This window comes from Acinetobacter sp. YH16051 (genome assembly GCF_013417135.1).
GTDB classification, from domain to species: Bacteria; Pseudomonadota; Gammaproteobacteria; order Pseudomonadales; family Moraxellaceae; genus Acinetobacter; species Acinetobacter towneri.
Genome location: NZ_VPEN01000007.1, coordinates 1 through 14997, shown reverse-complemented (window position 1 = coordinate 14997; position 14997 = coordinate 1). Strand labels below are relative to the sequence as shown.

The 14997-nt window shown below is 41.0% G+C and carries 16 protein-coding genes; 7 read left to right on the top strand and 9 right to left on the bottom strand.

Going from position 1 to position 14997, the window contains the following annotated elements:
• The first annotated feature begins 68 nt into the window (after positions 1-68).
• Positions 69-1580: an aldehyde dehydrogenase family protein gene (locus FTV41_RS07575; RefSeq protein ID WP_179996362.1), complete on the top strand. Its 1512-nt coding sequence runs from the start codon at positions 69-71 to the stop codon at positions 1578-1580.
• A 230-nt stretch (positions 1581-1810) separates the two neighbouring features.
• On the opposite strand, the gene FTV41_RS07570 is transcribed toward FTV41_RS07575, so the two are convergent.
• From FTV41_RS07570 to tkt, 4 genes are all read right to left on the bottom strand, one after another.
• Complete coding sequence (locus FTV41_RS07570; RefSeq protein WP_004976875.1) at positions 1811-2395, bottom strand: YceI family protein; 585 nt, start codon at positions 2393-2395, stop codon at positions 1811-1813.
• A 136-nt stretch (positions 2396-2531) separates the two neighbouring features.
• A complete protein-coding gene (locus FTV41_RS07565; protein WP_179996361.1) occupies positions 2532-3017 on the bottom strand; it encodes a GNAT family N-acetyltransferase in 486 nt (161 codons plus the stop codon).
• Positions 3018-3196: 179 nt separating this feature from the next.
• Positions 3197-3412 (bottom strand): hypothetical protein, encoded by a 216-nt coding sequence (locus tag FTV41_RS07560; RefSeq protein ID WP_004976879.1) that lies wholly within the window; start codon positions 3410-3412, stop codon positions 3197-3199.
• Between the two features lie 152 nt (positions 3413-3564).
• Complete coding sequence (gene tkt, locus FTV41_RS07555) at positions 3565-5553, bottom strand: transketolase (RefSeq protein ID WP_179996360.1); 1989 nt, start codon at positions 5551-5553, stop codon at positions 3565-3567.
• A gap of 749 nt (positions 5554-6302) precedes the next feature.
• Here tkt and metK point away from each other — a divergent pair.
• On the top strand, positions 6303-7469 hold the full coding sequence (metK, locus tag FTV41_RS07550) for a methionine adenosyltransferase (protein ID WP_004976883.1): 1167 nt from the start codon (positions 6303-6305) through the stop codon (positions 7467-7469).
• A gap of 158 nt (positions 7470-7627) precedes the next feature.
• Entirely contained in the window at positions 7628-7939 is a 312-nt protein-coding gene (locus FTV41_RS07545; protein WP_096901196.1) for a monooxygenase, read from the top strand.
• A gap of 152 nt (positions 7940-8091) precedes the next feature.
• Here the strand turns inward: FTV41_RS07545 and FTV41_RS07540 are convergent, their stop codons facing one another.
• Positions 8092-8322 (bottom strand): hypothetical protein, encoded by a 231-nt coding sequence (locus tag FTV41_RS07540; protein WP_372238839.1) that lies wholly within the window; start codon positions 8320-8322, stop codon positions 8092-8094.
• A 314-nt stretch (positions 8323-8636) separates the two neighbouring features.
• Here FTV41_RS07540 and FTV41_RS07535 point away from each other — a divergent pair, with 314 nt between their 5' ends.
• Positions 8637-8846, top strand: a complete 210-nt coding sequence (locus FTV41_RS07535; protein ID WP_004976887.1) for a hypothetical protein — start codon at positions 8637-8639, stop codon at positions 8844-8846.
• Positions 8847-8866: 20 nt separating this feature from the next.
• On the opposite strand, the gene FTV41_RS07530 is transcribed toward FTV41_RS07535, so the two are convergent.
• From FTV41_RS07530 to FTV41_RS07520, 3 genes are all read right to left on the bottom strand, one after another.
• Positions 8867-9502, bottom strand: coding sequence for a LysE family transporter (locus FTV41_RS07530; protein WP_096901197.1), 636 nt, complete (start codon positions 9500-9502; stop codon positions 8867-8869).
• 170 nt (positions 9503-9672) lie between these two features.
• A complete protein-coding gene (locus FTV41_RS07525) occupies positions 9673-10248 on the bottom strand; it encodes an FxsA family protein (RefSeq protein WP_179996359.1) in 576 nt (191 codons plus the stop codon).
• Between the two features lie 168 nt (positions 10249-10416).
• The gene (locus FTV41_RS07520; RefSeq protein WP_096901198.1) at positions 10417-10800 is read right to left on the bottom strand and encodes a YkvA family protein; all 384 of its coding nucleotides are present in this window, start codon (positions 10798-10800) and stop codon (positions 10417-10419) included.
• Between the two features lie 200 nt (positions 10801-11000).
• Between FTV41_RS07520 and ruvC the strand changes: the two genes are divergently transcribed.
• Positions 11001-11546, top strand: coding sequence for a crossover junction endodeoxyribonuclease RuvC (gene ruvC, locus FTV41_RS07515; RefSeq protein WP_004976895.1), 546 nt, complete (start codon positions 11001-11003; stop codon positions 11544-11546).
• A gap of 24 nt (positions 11547-11570) precedes the next feature.
• On the opposite strand, the gene FTV41_RS07510 is transcribed toward ruvC, so the two are convergent.
• Positions 11571-13091 (bottom strand): NAD(P)H-hydrate dehydratase, encoded by a 1521-nt coding sequence (locus tag FTV41_RS07510; protein ID WP_179996358.1) that lies wholly within the window; start codon positions 13089-13091, stop codon positions 11571-11573.
• Positions 13092-13112: 21 nt separating this feature from the next.
• Between FTV41_RS07510 and queG the strand changes: the two genes are divergently transcribed.
• Entirely contained in the window at positions 13113-14213 is a 1101-nt protein-coding gene (gene queG, locus FTV41_RS07505) for a tRNA epoxyqueuosine(34) reductase QueG (protein ID WP_218945164.1), read from the top strand.
• A 288-nt stretch (positions 14214-14501) separates the two neighbouring features.
• Positions 14502-14997, top strand: a 496-nt coding sequence (locus FTV41_RS07500) for a radical SAM protein (protein WP_179996357.1), incomplete at its 3' end; no start/stop codon positions are given.

The window sequence follows — 14997 nt, the reverse complement described above, 5'->3', positions numbered from 1 at the left end:
AGACACAGGATTGTGCTAAAAGGTAAAGATGACGGCAGATTATAAAAAACCATCAAAGGAAGTGAATTATGCGTTACGTAGATCCCAATCAACCCGGTTCGAAAGTTCAATTCAAAGCACAATACGAAAACTTTATTGGTGGCAAGTGGGTCGCCCCTGTAAAAGGTGAATATTTTGAAAATATCTCTCCTGTGGATGGCAAAGTATTTACCAAAGTCCCACGTTCATCGGCAGAAGACATTGAACTGGCTTTAGATGCAGCCCATAAAGCCAAAGCGCAATGGAACAGCTCATCTCCAACAACGCGTTCTAACATTTTGTTAAAAATTGCAGATCGTTTAGAACAAAATCTAGAGTTATTGGCAGTTGCCGAAACTTGGGATAATGGTAAGCCTGTTCGTGAAACATTGGCTGCCGACATTCCATTGGCGATTGACCATTTCCGTTATTTTGCGGGCTGTATTCGTGCCCAAGAAGGCGGAATTTCTGAAATTGATGAAGATACCATTGCCTATCATTTCCATGAGCCATTGGGCGTTGTAGGGCAAATTATTCCATGGAACTTCCCTATTTTAATGGCAACATGGAAACTTGCACCTGCTTTGGCTGCCGGTAACTGTATTGTACTTAAACCTGCAGAGCAAACCCCTGCCAGCATTTTAGTTTTAGTCGAACTGATTCAAGATTTATTGCCTGCTGGCGTACTAAACGTAGTCAATGGTTACGGCGTAGAAGTTGGTCGCCCATTGGCAACCAATCCACGTATTGCCAAAATTGCATTCACAGGTTCGACTCAGGTCGGTCAATTGATCATGCAATACGCCACTGAAAACATCATTCCAGTGACTTTGGAGCTTGGTGGTAAATCTCCAAATCTTTTCTTTGAAGATGTTATGGCGCAAGAAGACGACTACCTAGACAAAGCACTCGAAGGCTTTGCTATGTTCGCGCTGAATCAGGGTGAAATTTGTACTTGTCCATCGCGTGCGCTTGTGCAGGAAAGTATTGCTGACCGTTTCCTTGAAAAAGCCATTGAACGTGTTAAACGTATTAAAACAGGTCACCCGCTTGATACTGAAACGATGATTGGTGCACAAGCATCGCAAGAACAACAGGACAAAATCTTGGGTTGTATTGCGACAGGTCGTGCCGAAGGTGCACAAGTGTTAACAGGTGGTGGTGAGCGTCATGAAGTTGGCAGCGGTTTCTATATTGAGCCGACAATTTTCAAAGGCACCAACGACATGAAAATTTTCCAAGAAGAGATTTTTGGCCCAGTGCTTTCTGTGACCACATTTAAAGACTTCGATGAAGCCATTAAAATTGCCAATGACACCATTTACGGTTTAGGTGCAGGTGTTTGGTCACGTTCTGCGCACACTTCTTACCGTGCAGGTCGTGCTATTCAGTCGGGTCGCGTTTGGACGAACTGTTATCACATTTACCCTGCGCATGCAGCTTTCGGTGGTTATAAAAAATCAGGTATTGGCCGTGAAAACCACAAGATGATGTTAGAACATTATCAACAAACCAAGAACTTGTTGGTAAGTTATTCAACTAAACCTGCAGGCTTCTTCTAAGTTAAGCTTTTAACCTCAACATGATGAATGAAAATGCGAACTTCGGTTCGCATTTTTTTATATTTGGGATGTACAGATGGACAAAAAGAAAAACAGAAAAAGCCATTTATCTACATAGATTTACAAGTCATAGACCTAAAATTACTAACATCAAAGTCATGTAGATGAAATCACGGACATAAAAAAAGCACCATTTAAAAAATGATGCTTTTTGATCAAATCACAACTGCTTATTTTTTTGCAGCTACAGATGCTTCAGTAGTGATGTTAACAGTAATTTTATCACCCACGTTTGGTACATAGCTTGCGATACCAAATGCAGAACGGTTGAATGATGTTGTTGCATTAAAACCAACAGTCGCTGCCTGCGTCATTGGGTGTGGACCTTGTTTGTTCAATACTGCGTCAAGTACCACTGGCTTAGTTACACCTTTAACTGTTAAATCACCTGTGATTTTAAAGTTTTTCTTGTCTTGAGTTTCAACTTTGGTACTTTTAAAAGTAATGGTTGGATATTTTGCTGCATCAAACCAATCTGCTGCCATTAAGTGCTCATCTAAAGCTTTTACGTTGGTGTTGATGCTACTTAATGGAATCGTGACATTCACAGATGAGTTAGCAGGTTTTTTCTCATCAATGTTGATAGTACCTTGAATGTCTGAGAAGTTACCTGATGGCGTAGAAAAACCGAAGTGATCCCAAGTAAATACAGTAGCCGTATGCGTTGGGTCAATTTGATAAGCCACTGGTTTAGCCATTGTCATTGTTGCTGCAGACGCGATAGCCAAACCTAAAGCAATTGATTTCATGTTCATATTGTTCATCTCTAAAAGTGTTGATACGTTTCAATGAGGTTTAGTTTATAGATTTTTGCTGCAAATACAGGATTAAAGATAAAACAGTATGTTGCATGACTGAAACGATAAATTTGTAAAAATATGCATGCGCGTTTTACATCGCTGTTGCAGGGCTGCGATATTGAATAAAACCTGTTCTTTTTGCGACACGATCATACAACTGCCGTGCCTGTAAATTATCTTCATGAGTCAGCCAATATACCCGATCACATTCACGCTGTTGCGCTGTTTGATTCACCTGCTGAATAAGCTGCTGAGCAATTCCCATCCCTCTGTACTCAGGCAAGGTATATAAATCTTGCAAATAGGCATAAGGTTTAAGCGTCCAACAACTGTCATGTTCAATTACATGCACAATTGCCACAACTTGAGTTTGATATACGGCAGCAAAACCATAAATATGCGTCCTGTGTGGATTAATTAGTTTTGACCACGTATTTTGCGTAACCTCATCACTTAATTGCACCTGATAAAATTGCTGATAACCCTGCCAAAGTGGTTGCCATTGCTCAAATTGGATTTCACTTAACGCGACAATGTCGATGTGCTTAAATTGATGATCTAATATAGTTGTCTGCATGCTTTGATATTGCCTGATTATTTTTGCATCGAATCATTTTATTGATTATGCATCATTCATATTATGCTTAGGCTATTTTATAAACTATTTTTCAGCAATAAAAAAAGCTTTACCCTACGCATAGAATAAAGCTATTTTTGACGATACACCATTTAATGCACCGCATTCATCGCAATAGATTAAAGCTTCTCAATCAAAATACGATCAACCTGCTTTAAGCCTGATTGCTTTTCATGGTTCTTACGGCGAATTTTGATTTGCTGATCTTCAGCCAAATCCTGTAACAACAACTCTACCGCCACCATAGCTTCAAGTGGTAAATCTTGTCCAATCCACTTTTGCTCACCCGCATCCATTAAAGTGACTTCATCATTAATTTGCTCGTACAAACTCATTTCTCATCTCACTCAATTACACAGAGGTTTATTCACAAACCTGACTTACACTGACAAAATTTGTTGGATCATCACATCGAATACCAAACAAATATGCAAAAATAAAAGACGTCCCTTTACAGGAACGCCTTTAAAAACACTGGATTAAAAAATTAAGCTGTTAATTCTTTTACTGCAGCAACAACCGCTTCAGTGGTAATGCCAAAGTACTGATACAAGTCTTTTGCAGGTGCAGATTCACCATAAGTTGTCATACCAATAACTTTACCGTCTAAGCCGACAAACTTCCACCAGTAGTCTACATGCGCTGCTTCAACCGCAACACGTGCACGAATATGTGATGGCAATACCGCTTCACGATATGCTGCATCTTGCTTCACAAATTCTTCTGCACACGGCATAGACACAACACGTACACCTTCAAGCTGCGCGTATGCTTCCATTGCCAAGCCCACTTCTGAACCTGTTGCAATAATAATGGCTTTCAATTCGCCTTTTTCTTCAGCCAAGACATAACCACCTTTTGCCACGTTCTCAATTTGCGCTTGAGTACGAGTTTGGAATGGCAAGTTTTGACGTGAGAAAATTAAAGCAGTTGGACCTTCGCTGCGTACTAATGCAGATTTCCAAGAAATAGCCGCTTCAACGGTATCTGCAGGACGCCATGTATTTAAGTTTGGCGTACCACGTAAAGATGCAATTTGTTCAATCGGTTGGTGTGTTGGACCATCTTCACCCAAACCAATCGAGTCGTGGGTATACACATGAATCACACGTTGCTTCATTAATGCAGACATACGCACGGCATTACGCGCATATTCCATAAACATTAAGAATGTTGCAACGTAAGGAATGAAACCACCGTGAAGTGCTACACCATTTGCAATAGCAGTCATACCAAACTCACGTACGCCATAATGCACGTAGTTCCCTGCTGCATTGTCCTGAACGCCTTGGCAACCCTTCCAAAGGGTTAAGTTTGAACCTGCCAAGTCTGCAGAACCACCCAATAATTCAGGCAATAATGGGCCAAATGCTTGCAAAGTATTTTGGCTGGCTTTACGCGTTGCAATAGTTTCAGCTTTAGCATTAGTTTCAGCAATAAACGCATCTGCCTGCGCGATGAATTCTGCAGGTAGTTCACCGCTTAAACGGCGTTTAAGTTCTGCAGCTTCCGTTGGAAATTTTGCTGCATAGGCATCAAAAGTTGTATTCCATGCTGCTTCTGCTTCTGCACCTTTCGCTTTAGCATCCCAAGCGGCATATACATCTTCAGGAATAACAAATGCTTCATCTGTCCAGCCTAATGCTTGACGCGTCAAAGCGATTTCATCATGGCCTAATGGCGCACCGTGACAGTCTTCTTTACCTTGTTTGTTTGGCGAACCTAAACCAATAACAGTTTTACAAATAATAATAGTCGGTTTTTGCGTTTCAGCTTTTGCTTCAACCGTTGCAGCACGAATTGCATCGGCATCGTGACCATCAACTTTTAAGACTTGCCAGCCGTAAGATAAGAAACGTTGTTCGGTATCGTCAGAGAACCAGCCTTCTACTTCACCATCAATAGAAATGCCGTTGTCATCATAATAAACAACCAGCTTGCCTAAACCTAAAGTACCTGCCAATGAACATGCTTCGTGTGAAACACCTTCCATTAAGCAACCATCACCCAAGAAACAGTAAGTGAAATGGTCTACAACCTGAATATCTTCTTTATTAAATTGTGCAGCCAGTGTTTTTTCTGCTAAAGCAAAACCAACAGCATTTGCAATCCCCTGACCGAGTGGACCAGTGGTGGTTTCAATCCCTGGTGCATAACCCAATTCTGGGTGGCCAGGTGTTTTAGAGTGTAACTGACGGAACGCTTTTAAATCTTCGATTGAAAGATCATAACCTGTTAAATGCAACAACGCATATTGCAACATTGAACCATGACCATTAGACAATACAAAACGGTCGCGGTTTGCCCATTGTGGATTGGTTGGGTTGTGATTCAAAAATTCACGCCACACCACATCGGCAATATCTGCCATCCCCATCGGTGCACCTGGATGTCCTGAATTTGCTTTTTGCACAGCATCCATTGCCAATACACGAATTGCGTTTGCAATACGACGTTCGTTAAGCGGGGTCGTCATAGGTCAGAGTCCACAAAAAATCGTTAAATAGAAGAAGATGAATAGAATTCAAAACAGCCGCTATTCTCTCAAAAAAACGCCTGAGGGGTAAAGCCTATGCAACAATATTTCCGCATTAATTCCCATTCAGGGTATTTTTCGTGCAAATTCAAAGACGTTTTCACGTTTATAACAACAAGAAAATAGCTAATTGCCGTGTTAAGCTCTATTCTTGGCAAAATTCTAAAGTATAGATATTTCAATTTATAGACGCAGGATGGAATTGTGATGTCGCTCTTGCAGCAACTCCAATCAAATGCCTAGCAACAAGTTAAAACACAACAGTATTCTGTAGAAATAATAGACAGATTTTAACACATCTTGAATTTTATTCACTTTTCACACAATAAATTGAATCACAGCCATCGTCCAAAATTTTAAAACAGCTTTTGAAAATGCAGCTTGATGCAGATAAAGTCAATTCAAAGTCTTTAAATTACCCATCTACAATATTGTTTTTAAAAATGATTCACCACTTAAAAACAAGGTGCTCCTTAGTTTAAAATTATGACAGCATACTTTAGCCAACATGAATATTTTTGAGTCACAATATAGTCATACCGATACTTTATCTATTTTTTAGCTAAAGATATGCGATAAAAAGTCATTGAATTGAAATAAATTCAGCCAATTTAGTCGTAATGTGCTAGTCCTAAAGTCTAACTCGATGTAACATATTGCGTCTTTTGAATTTAACTGTGATAGGACTTATGCGCGAGTACGCTGTATTTACCTCGGAATCTGTAAGCGAAGGCCATCCAGATAAAATGGCTGACCAAATCAGTGATGCCATTTTGGATGCAATCTTAAAAGAAGACCCTTATGCGCGGGTTGCTTGTGAAACGCTTGTAAAAACGGGTGCGGTTGTACTGGCAGGTGAAATCACAACAACTGCAAATGTCGATTTTGAAGCCGTTGTTCGTCAAACCGTAAATGGCATTGGTTACCATCATTCTGACTTAGGTTTTGATGGTTCAACCTGTGCGGTCATTAACATGATTGGTAAACAATCACCTGAAATTGCACAAGGTGTAGACCGTCAAAAGCCTGAAGATCAAGGCGCAGGTGACCAAGGTTTGATGTTTGGTTACGCCAGCCGTGAAACTGATGTATTAATGCCTGCCCCAATTTCTTACGCACACCGCTTAATGGAAAAGCAAGCTGAATTACGTCGCAGTGGTGCTTTGCCGTGGTTACGCCCAGATGCAAAAAGTCAGGTGACTTTTGCTTATGAAAATGGTGTGCCTGTACGTTTGGACGCGGTGGTGTTATCTACTCAGCACGATCCTGAAATTTCGCAAATTCAGCTTAAAGAAGCGGTAATTGAAGAAATTGTGAAAAAAGTGATTCCTGCAGAAATGTTCCATGCAGACACCAAATTCCACATCAACCCAACAGGTATGTTTGTGATTGGCGGCCCTGTCGGTGACTGCGGTTTAACTGGTCGTAAAATCATTGTCGATACTTACGGCGGCATGGCACGTCATGGTGGCGGTGCATTCTCTGGTAAAGACCCATCTAAAGTTGACCGTTCTGCTGCTTACGCAGGTCGTTATGTTGCAAAGAATATTGTGGCAGCTGGCTTGGCAGACAAATGTGAAATTCAGGTGTCTTATGCTATTGGTGTTGCAGAGCCAACGTCAATTTCAATCAACACCTTCAACACTGCAAAAGTGGCAGATGAGTTGATTATTGCTTTAGTACGTGAACACTTCGATTTACGTCCATACGGCATTACCAACATGTTGAACCTGTTACAACCAATGTATAAACAGACTGCAGCTTATGGCCACTTTGGTCGTCAAGGTTCTGACACTGCATTTACATGGGAAAAAACCGACAAAGTTGAAGCATTAAAAGCCTCTGCAGGTCTGTAATGTAAAACTTTTCAGTTTTATCAAGCTCACTTCGGTGGGCTTTTTTATGCCTAAAATTTAGCTGTCAAACCACAATATACAAAATACGAATATGTTATAGTGAATCATTCCTGAGATTTTTTAAATACTCATCTAAGATAATGATGTAGGAGTTTATTATGGCGGTTATTCTTCAAGTCGATTTCCCTTCTGAAGGCCCATTTGGCGAAAGCATGAGCCAAGCGTACCGTGAACTTGCAGAAAGCATTAACCTAGAAACTGGCATGCTTTGGAAAATTTGGACTGAGAACGGTCAAACACAGGAAGCAGGTGGAATCTATCTGTTTGATCATGCGGCCAATGCTGAACGCTATTTAAAAATGCACACTGCACGTTTAGAAAGTTTTGGCGTGAAGGATATTCGTGGCAAGATTTTTGAGGTGAATGCTGCACTGTCTGCAATCAACCAAGCTGACTTCTTAAGTCGCTAATCTTTTTAAATTGCTCATCCATATTGAAGAATAAAATGGTGAGTCTCTTCAATATTGAAAAAACAGTTGAATAAAATCCTGAGCCATTTAATGATTCAGGATTTTTTGAAATCTTGTATAGACGAAATAAGCGTTAAGCTTGGATGCAGCACTTATTGCGTACGAATCACCTCAAGCACCGATTGTTGCACGGGCACTTCTTGATGATCTTGCAAATAAACATGCACGACTTTAAACACAACGGCTGCTGCCAAGCATGCCAAAATACAGAATAACCAGAAACCATAAGGACTACGAATATTGTGTGAACCACAAGTACCACATTCTTTTTCTGATGATTCCACCACCCGATTGCAACATGCGCAACGATACTGATGATACAGCATAGGTATTCTCCTACTTCACTGTAATTCTTGTTTTTATTGTTACACCATCTACCCTGATGCAGTGTAATTTTGTTTAAGCAACTGTGACACTTTGTAGCTTACACCCTTTGGATGATTGAGCAGACACAATCGCTTGTAAATTAGAATGTCAAAGTTCGGCTATTCGCGCAAATCGTATTTTTGAATAAACAGTCACTTTATCCATCTAAAATAGGTATGTCGTGCTAAAATTCTACATGTTCGATCATCTAAAACTTAGGTTCAAACTTAGCTTTCAGTACATATTTTTTTATTACACGGAGTAAGTTAAAGTGGTACAACTCATTAAAAAAGGCGGCTTGCGTGAACGTGCCAACCGTAGCCGTAAATATCAAGGTTCGGAAAATACCGAAGCAACTTTGCGATCAAACCGTACTTATCAACCCAATCATTTAGATAAAACTGAAAACACGACTAAAACCGAAATTCCGAATAAAAAATCGTCAAACTTGGCTTTTGACGACATCAAAGCGTCTGATTAATTGACATTAAAACTTATGTTTTAAAACATACGTAGTGCATCTAACCACAACCACACAGCAAATAATAAAAATAATCCGCCCGAGACCATATCAATATAACTGCCTGAACGCTGATATAACTTTTTCATTTTTGGTGTCGAAAGTAGCAACATAAATAATGTAAATGTCACAAAAGTTTGGATTGGAATAATCACTGCCAATTGGGCTTTTAAAGATGCACTTGCCGATGAACTCAACGCCAAAGCAAATACACTACTAAAATAAATTAAGGTTTTCGGATTAGATAAATTGGTGAATAGCCCCAATAAAAAGTAGTTTTTTGCGGCTGGAATTTGCACTTGAGTATCATCAAACTGTTTGCGCTGCTGCCAACTATGCCAACCGCCCGACAACATGCCCCATCCCATTTTGGCAAGAAATAAACCGCCAATCAGCATTAAGACTTGCTGAATCCAAGGAAATTGCTGCACCAAAACCGTAAAACCTAATAAGGTCAGCACCACCCACACCACAATCCCTGATGAAATACCCGCAATAATCTGCAAGGTATTACGGCGGGTATTGCTGGCTGCACTTTTGGCAATTAATAAAACATCTGGTCCTGGACTAAGCTGTGCCACAAAATGCAGCGCACAAATGGTGAATAACAAAGACATAAATACATCAGGAGAATTGAAAATCCGATTATACCTTGTGCGGTAGGAGAATAAATAAGGCTTTAAATGCACACCTCAATGTTTAAACACTCACGTGCATATTCACCAAAAAATACCCATAAAAAAAACCGAATCAGCACGATTCGGTTTGATATCAAGCATCACCTATATTATTTAGGTGGATTGACATCTTTCATTTCAATTTTTTTCGCATCGGGGGTAATTTCACGTGCTTCACCATCAATAATACTGGAATCACGACCACCACCCTGCTGATTTTGCATGTCTTGCATTTGGCGCATTAAATCTGCAAACGGGTTTTGACCTGCTCCGCCCATGCCATTCATATCGCCCATCATGCCACCCATCATTTGATCCATCATGGCTTGCTGACGTTTCATCATGGCTTTCATCATTGCCGCTTTAAAGGCATTTTGTACGGCAGGAATCATCACCAGCAATGCCAAAATATCGCTAATTAATCCTGGAATCATCAATAAAAAACCCGCAAAAATTTTAGGTAAATTATTACTCAGCGCAGGATCGGCACTCATCTGCCCCATTTGCATTTGCTGCATTTGTGGCATCACGCCTGCAGAATATTTACGAATCAGGTTCAAACCAATGAAGAAAGCAGCGACAAACCAAAAGAACACGTACCACATGCTCCCCACTAGGTCGCCCACACCAATCCAGACGAAGACTTCAAGAACTAAGCCAATTAGAACAATAAGAAATAATTTCATGAAAATTAATCTAATCTCAACAAAATAAATAAAATGCAGTAACCAAGTGCTTCATCGGGATCAAGCTTTTTTGATTCGCTGTTGTTTCAATATGGGCATTATTGTATTTTTAAAGGTTAAGTCTGTCATTAATATTTTCATCATCACCCAATAACAGACTTAATACGTCTATATATTTAAACGATAAAGATAAAAATATGCGGCATAAGCCAATAATAACCACAACGCAATAAAAACTGATGCTGCAATATAACTGCTCGGTTTTTGACTGATCGCATCGGCTTGTAAACGACAGCGCTGCATTACCTCTGCAGGTACTAAACGCAATACCAACATGATGCCCAATGGCACTAAAATCAAATCATCCAAATAACCCAAAACAGGTATAAAGTCTGGAATTAAATCAATGGGAGAAATAGCATAAGCAGCGACCAACAATGCCAAAAGCTTTGCCATAAACGGTGTTTCAGGATCACGTGCTGCAAACCACACCGCATAAACATCTCGTTTAATTTGCTTCGCCCACTGTTTTAGCCTATTAATCCACTTCATTGCCGCTCTCATTTGCTACCGTATATAAAATATACGCCTCAAAACTTAAAATAAAATGAAGTCCAAAATTGAAAATATGGCAAAGGATACATGCTAATTGTTTAAACGGCAGCTTACTGACCGAATGTTTTGAAATTACTCCACACAAAAGAGATTTAAACTCCTATAATTCAACTTGATGTAATTTTTTAAGGCTTGGCATGTCACTTATTATTGGAATCGACCCTGGTTCTCGTCTAACGGGCTACGGCATTATTGAACGTGATGGCGCTAAATTACGTTTTGTAGATGCAGGAACCATTCGCACCGAAACCAGTGAAATGCCCGAACGCTTAAAACGGATTTTTGCAGGGATTGAACGGATTGTGAAATTTCACGGCCCGACTGAAGCAGCAGTTGAACAAGTGTTTATGGCGCAAAACCCAGACTCTGCCTTAAAATTGGGACAGGCTCGCGGGGCAGCGATTGCCGCTTTGGTAAATTTAGATTTACAAGTGGCGGAATATACCGCTCGTCAAATTAAACAATCTGTCGTGGGTTATGGCGCTGCCGATAAAGAACAAGTACAAATGATGGTCATGAAATTATTAAATCTATCCATCAAACCACAACAAGATGCTGCCGATGCTTTGGCTGCTGCAATTTGCCATGCTCATGCATCAGGCAGCATGACCAAATTGGCTGTGCTCAATGCCTTGGGCGGTATGGCTCGCGGGCGCAGTCGCTCAAGCTCCAGACGTCGCTAAATCAGCATCGCCATCGCTTATATTTTACCGATTCACAACCTGATAAATCGCTTGGCTCATGTGCTGTGCCTGTAAACCGCGCATGCCCTGCTGTGCCAATACATCCCCCGCCAAGGCATGTAACATGACAATTTCATGCAATTGAATTTGATGGTGAAACTGGGCTTTTAAACTGGCAATCATGCCTGCCAACACATCGCCCATACCGCCTGTACCCATACCAGGATTGCCTGCGGTACAAATCCACAATGAACTTGCTTGCGGTTCTGTAGATGCAGCTTGCAAAGTCAAACTACCTGAACCTTTTAACACCCAATCGCCTGCATAGCGTTGCTGCAATTGCTGAATCGCGGCAATACGGTCTGCTTCAATGGCTGCAACCGTAGTATTGAGCAAGGTCGCAGCCTCACCTGAATGTGGTGTGGCATAACTGTTCGGTTTTAGTTGGGCTGGATGATGCCATGAATGCGCTTGTTTCGCCAAAAACCACAAGGCATCGGCATCGTAAACTACTTCTACCTCGGACTGATTTAGTGCGGCAAACCAGTCTGCATAATGCTGTTCTGCCCAAGCATCTCGTCCTAGTCCCATCCCTAAACTCACGGCATCGACCTGTGAAATTAAGTGCTGAATTTCTGCGCCTGTCAGTGCGTCTATATCCCGCAACATTAAATTCGGCGCACGGCTTAATATCGCCACATGATGTTTGGCATGACAGACCACAGTCACTTTCCCTGCACCTGCGCTTGATGCGGCTTCTGCAGCCATCATCACCGCACCACCCATTTGCGCATGTCCGCCCACAATCAACACATGCCCATAACTGCCTTTGTGTCCAAAAGCCTGCCGTGCGGGTAATTGAATCAAATGTGGTGTGAGTTGGGCCAACGCTTTGAGTTCTGCATCGGCTGGAATCAAATCCAGCACATCGACCAGTCCAGTATATTCCTGTGCCTGCCCTGTAAATAACCCTGCTTTCAAACCCAAAGCTGTAAAGGTGTAATCGGCTTTAATTGCACATGGCAATGGCTGCCCCGTGTTGGCATTTAAACCGCTTGGAATATCAACCGCAATTTTTAAACCCGCTTGTTGATTCATTGCGTGAATAAGCGACTGCCACTCATCATTTAAAGGACGATCTAAACCAATACCAAATAATGCATCAATATAGCAGTCATAACTTTGTTGAAATGCAAAACCTTGAATTATATTGACTTGTTCTGTCTGAGCTTCTAAAAAAGCCTGATGTAAATCTGCCGATGAACCGCGTGTTGCGGCATAAATATCGACTTGAAAACCTGCTTGTTTTAAATATTTTGCAGTTAAATAGCCATCGCCTGCGTTATTGCCTTGTCCACAACACACAGCAATTTTTTGTATTGTAGATGGCTGTTTTGCAAAAATTTTGCGAATTTGTAAATGCAGTGTCCACGCCACTTGCTGCATTAAACCGTAAGAACTATTTTGACGGGCAAACCAGCGCTGCTCCCACGCTTGAATACTTTGACTATGATAAACAGGGCTATGGTACACTTGCTGCGGCATTTTCTTCCCTTCTATTTTGTTATGGCAACATCCACCACTTCAGCACATATTTCTCTGCATCAAGACGATCCAGCCGCCTTGAAAGCGTGGATTAAAGCTCAAGCTTTGGCGCTTGGTTTTGCTGATTGTGTCATTGCCAAACCAGATGCTCAAGCAGAATTAGCACGTTTTCAGGAATATTTAAAACGTGGCTATCATGGGGATATGAAGTTTCTGGAAGAAAATTTAGACAAGCGCGCCAATCCCACACTATTAGTCCCGAATACCAAAAGCATTATTTGTGTGCGCATGAATTATTTGGTGGAAACACCACGTCCACGACATATTCCCGATGCACCTAACTCTGCAATTATAGCCCGTTATGCACGTGGACGCGATTATCACAAAGTCATGCGCGGACGCCTAAAAACCCTTGCGACACGTATTCGTGAAAAAGTGGGCGAGTTTGAATCACGCCCCTTTGCCGACTCAGCCCCAATTTTTGAAAAGTCGCTTGCAGAAAGTGCAGGCATGGGTTGGACAGGCAAACACACATTACTAATTCATAAAAAATCTGGGTCTTTTTTTGTATTGGGTGAGCTGTTTACTTCACTAGATTTGCCTTTTGATCCACCTGCAACCTCGCATTGCGGCTCTTGCACAGCCTGCATCGACATTTGCCCAACGCAAGCCATTGTTGAACCTTATATGTTAGATGCGCGTAAATGTATTGCTTATTTGACCATTGAATATCAGGGTATCATTCCTGAAGAATTACGTCGTGGCATTGGTAATCGGGTGTTTGGTTGTGATGATTGCCAACTGATTTGCCCGTGGAATAGCTTTGCTCAAGTCACCACGGTGGAGGATTTTCATCCCCGACATGCCTTAGATCAGGTCAGCTTGCTAGATTTATGGCAATGGGATGAAAGCACATTTTTAGCCAAAACCGAAGGTAGTCCATTACGTCGTACAGGCTATAAAAGTTTTATGCGTAATATTGCAATCGGGCTTGGAAATGCCCCATTTTCAGCACAGATTTTACAAATTTTGCAGCAAACGCGAACACAGCATAATGAGATTGTGCAAATCCATATGGATTGGGCGATTCAGGAACAACTCCTTAAACAGTCTAAATTTTAAACAAAAATCATATCCAAAACCGTGCGATATTTTGACTGCAGGTTACTTGCCAATTTATGCAGTTAACTGAATTTTAGTGACCAATTCATTGCAAAATAAAAATCCATAAAAATAAATTTTGCAGCTAAATAACAGTAAAATTGCTTAAGTTTGCGACTAAATCGACTGCATATTTTTGTTTCCACACTGTCGAATATTAGCCATGAAATTGGGAGATTATGCCTTTCTGATTCAAACTATTTGTGTATGATACAGACTATGAATAATAGGGATGATGGACTTTTACTTATGTCAGTACGCAATGATTGGACTCGGGAAGAAATTCAGCAGTTATATGAACAACCTTTTCTGGATTTAGTCTTTGAAGCACAACGTGTGCATCGCCAACATTTTGCTGCCAATACCGTACAAGTCAGTACCTTATTGTCTATTAAAACAGGCAAATGCCCTGAAGATTGCAAATATTGCTCGCAGTCTGCGCATTATGATTCACAGCTTGAAGCTGAAAAACGTATTGCAGTTGATAAAGTCATTCAAGAAGCTAAAGAAGCCTTAGCCTCAGGTTCTTCACGCTTTTGTATGGGTGCTGCATGGCGTAATCCGCATGAACGCGATATGCCCTATGTTCTAGAAATGGTACGTGAAGTCAAAGCTCTAGGCTTAGAAACTTGCATGACTTTAGGGATGTTAAACCAATCGCAGGCAGAACGCTTAAAAGATGCAGGCTTAGATTATTACAACCATAACCTAGACACATCGCGTGAGTATTATCCTAATGTGATTA

Bases quoted from the DNA above. Each gene is read 5' to 3' on its own strand.
- FTV41_RS07575 (WP_179996362.1), top strand. From the start codon at position 69: ATGCGTTACGTAGATCCCAATCAACCCGGTTCGAAAGTTCAATTCAAA.
- FTV41_RS07570 (WP_004976875.1), bottom strand. From the start codon at position 2,395: ATGAACATGAAATCAATTGCTTTAGGTTTGGCTATCGCGTCTGCAGCA.
- FTV41_RS07565 (WP_179996361.1), bottom strand. From the start codon at position 3,017: ATGCAGACAACTATATTAGATCATCAATTTAAGCACATCGACATTGTC.
- FTV41_RS07560 (WP_004976879.1), bottom strand. From the start codon at position 3,412: ATGAGTTTGTACGAGCAAATTAATGATGAAGTCACTTTAATGGATGCG.
- tkt (WP_179996360.1), bottom strand. From the start codon at position 5,553: ATGACGACCCCGCTTAACGAACGTCGTATTGCAAACGCAATTCGTGTA.
- metK (WP_004976883.1), top strand. From the start codon at position 6,303: ATGCGCGAGTACGCTGTATTTACCTCGGAATCTGTAAGCGAAGGCCAT.
- FTV41_RS07545 (WP_096901196.1), top strand. From the start codon at position 7,628: ATGGCGGTTATTCTTCAAGTCGATTTCCCTTCTGAAGGCCCATTTGGC.
- FTV41_RS07530 (WP_096901197.1), bottom strand. From the start codon at position 9,502: ATGTCTTTGTTATTCACCATTTGTGCGCTGCATTTTGTGGCACAGCTT.
- FTV41_RS07525 (WP_179996359.1), bottom strand. From the start codon at position 10,248: ATGAAATTATTTCTTATTGTTCTAATTGGCTTAGTTCTTGAAGTCTTC.
- FTV41_RS07520 (WP_096901198.1), bottom strand. From the start codon at position 10,800: ATGAAGTGGATTAATAGGCTAAAACAGTGGGCGAAGCAAATTAAACGA.
- ruvC (WP_004976895.1), top strand. From the start codon at position 11,001: ATGTCACTTATTATTGGAATCGACCCTGGTTCTCGTCTAACGGGCTAC.
- FTV41_RS07510 (WP_179996358.1), bottom strand. From the start codon at position 13,091: ATGCCGCAGCAAGTGTACCATAGCCCTGTTTATCATAGTCAAAGTATT.
- queG (WP_218945164.1), top strand. From the start codon at position 13,113: ATGGCAACATCCACCACTTCAGCACATATTTCTCTGCATCAAGACGAT.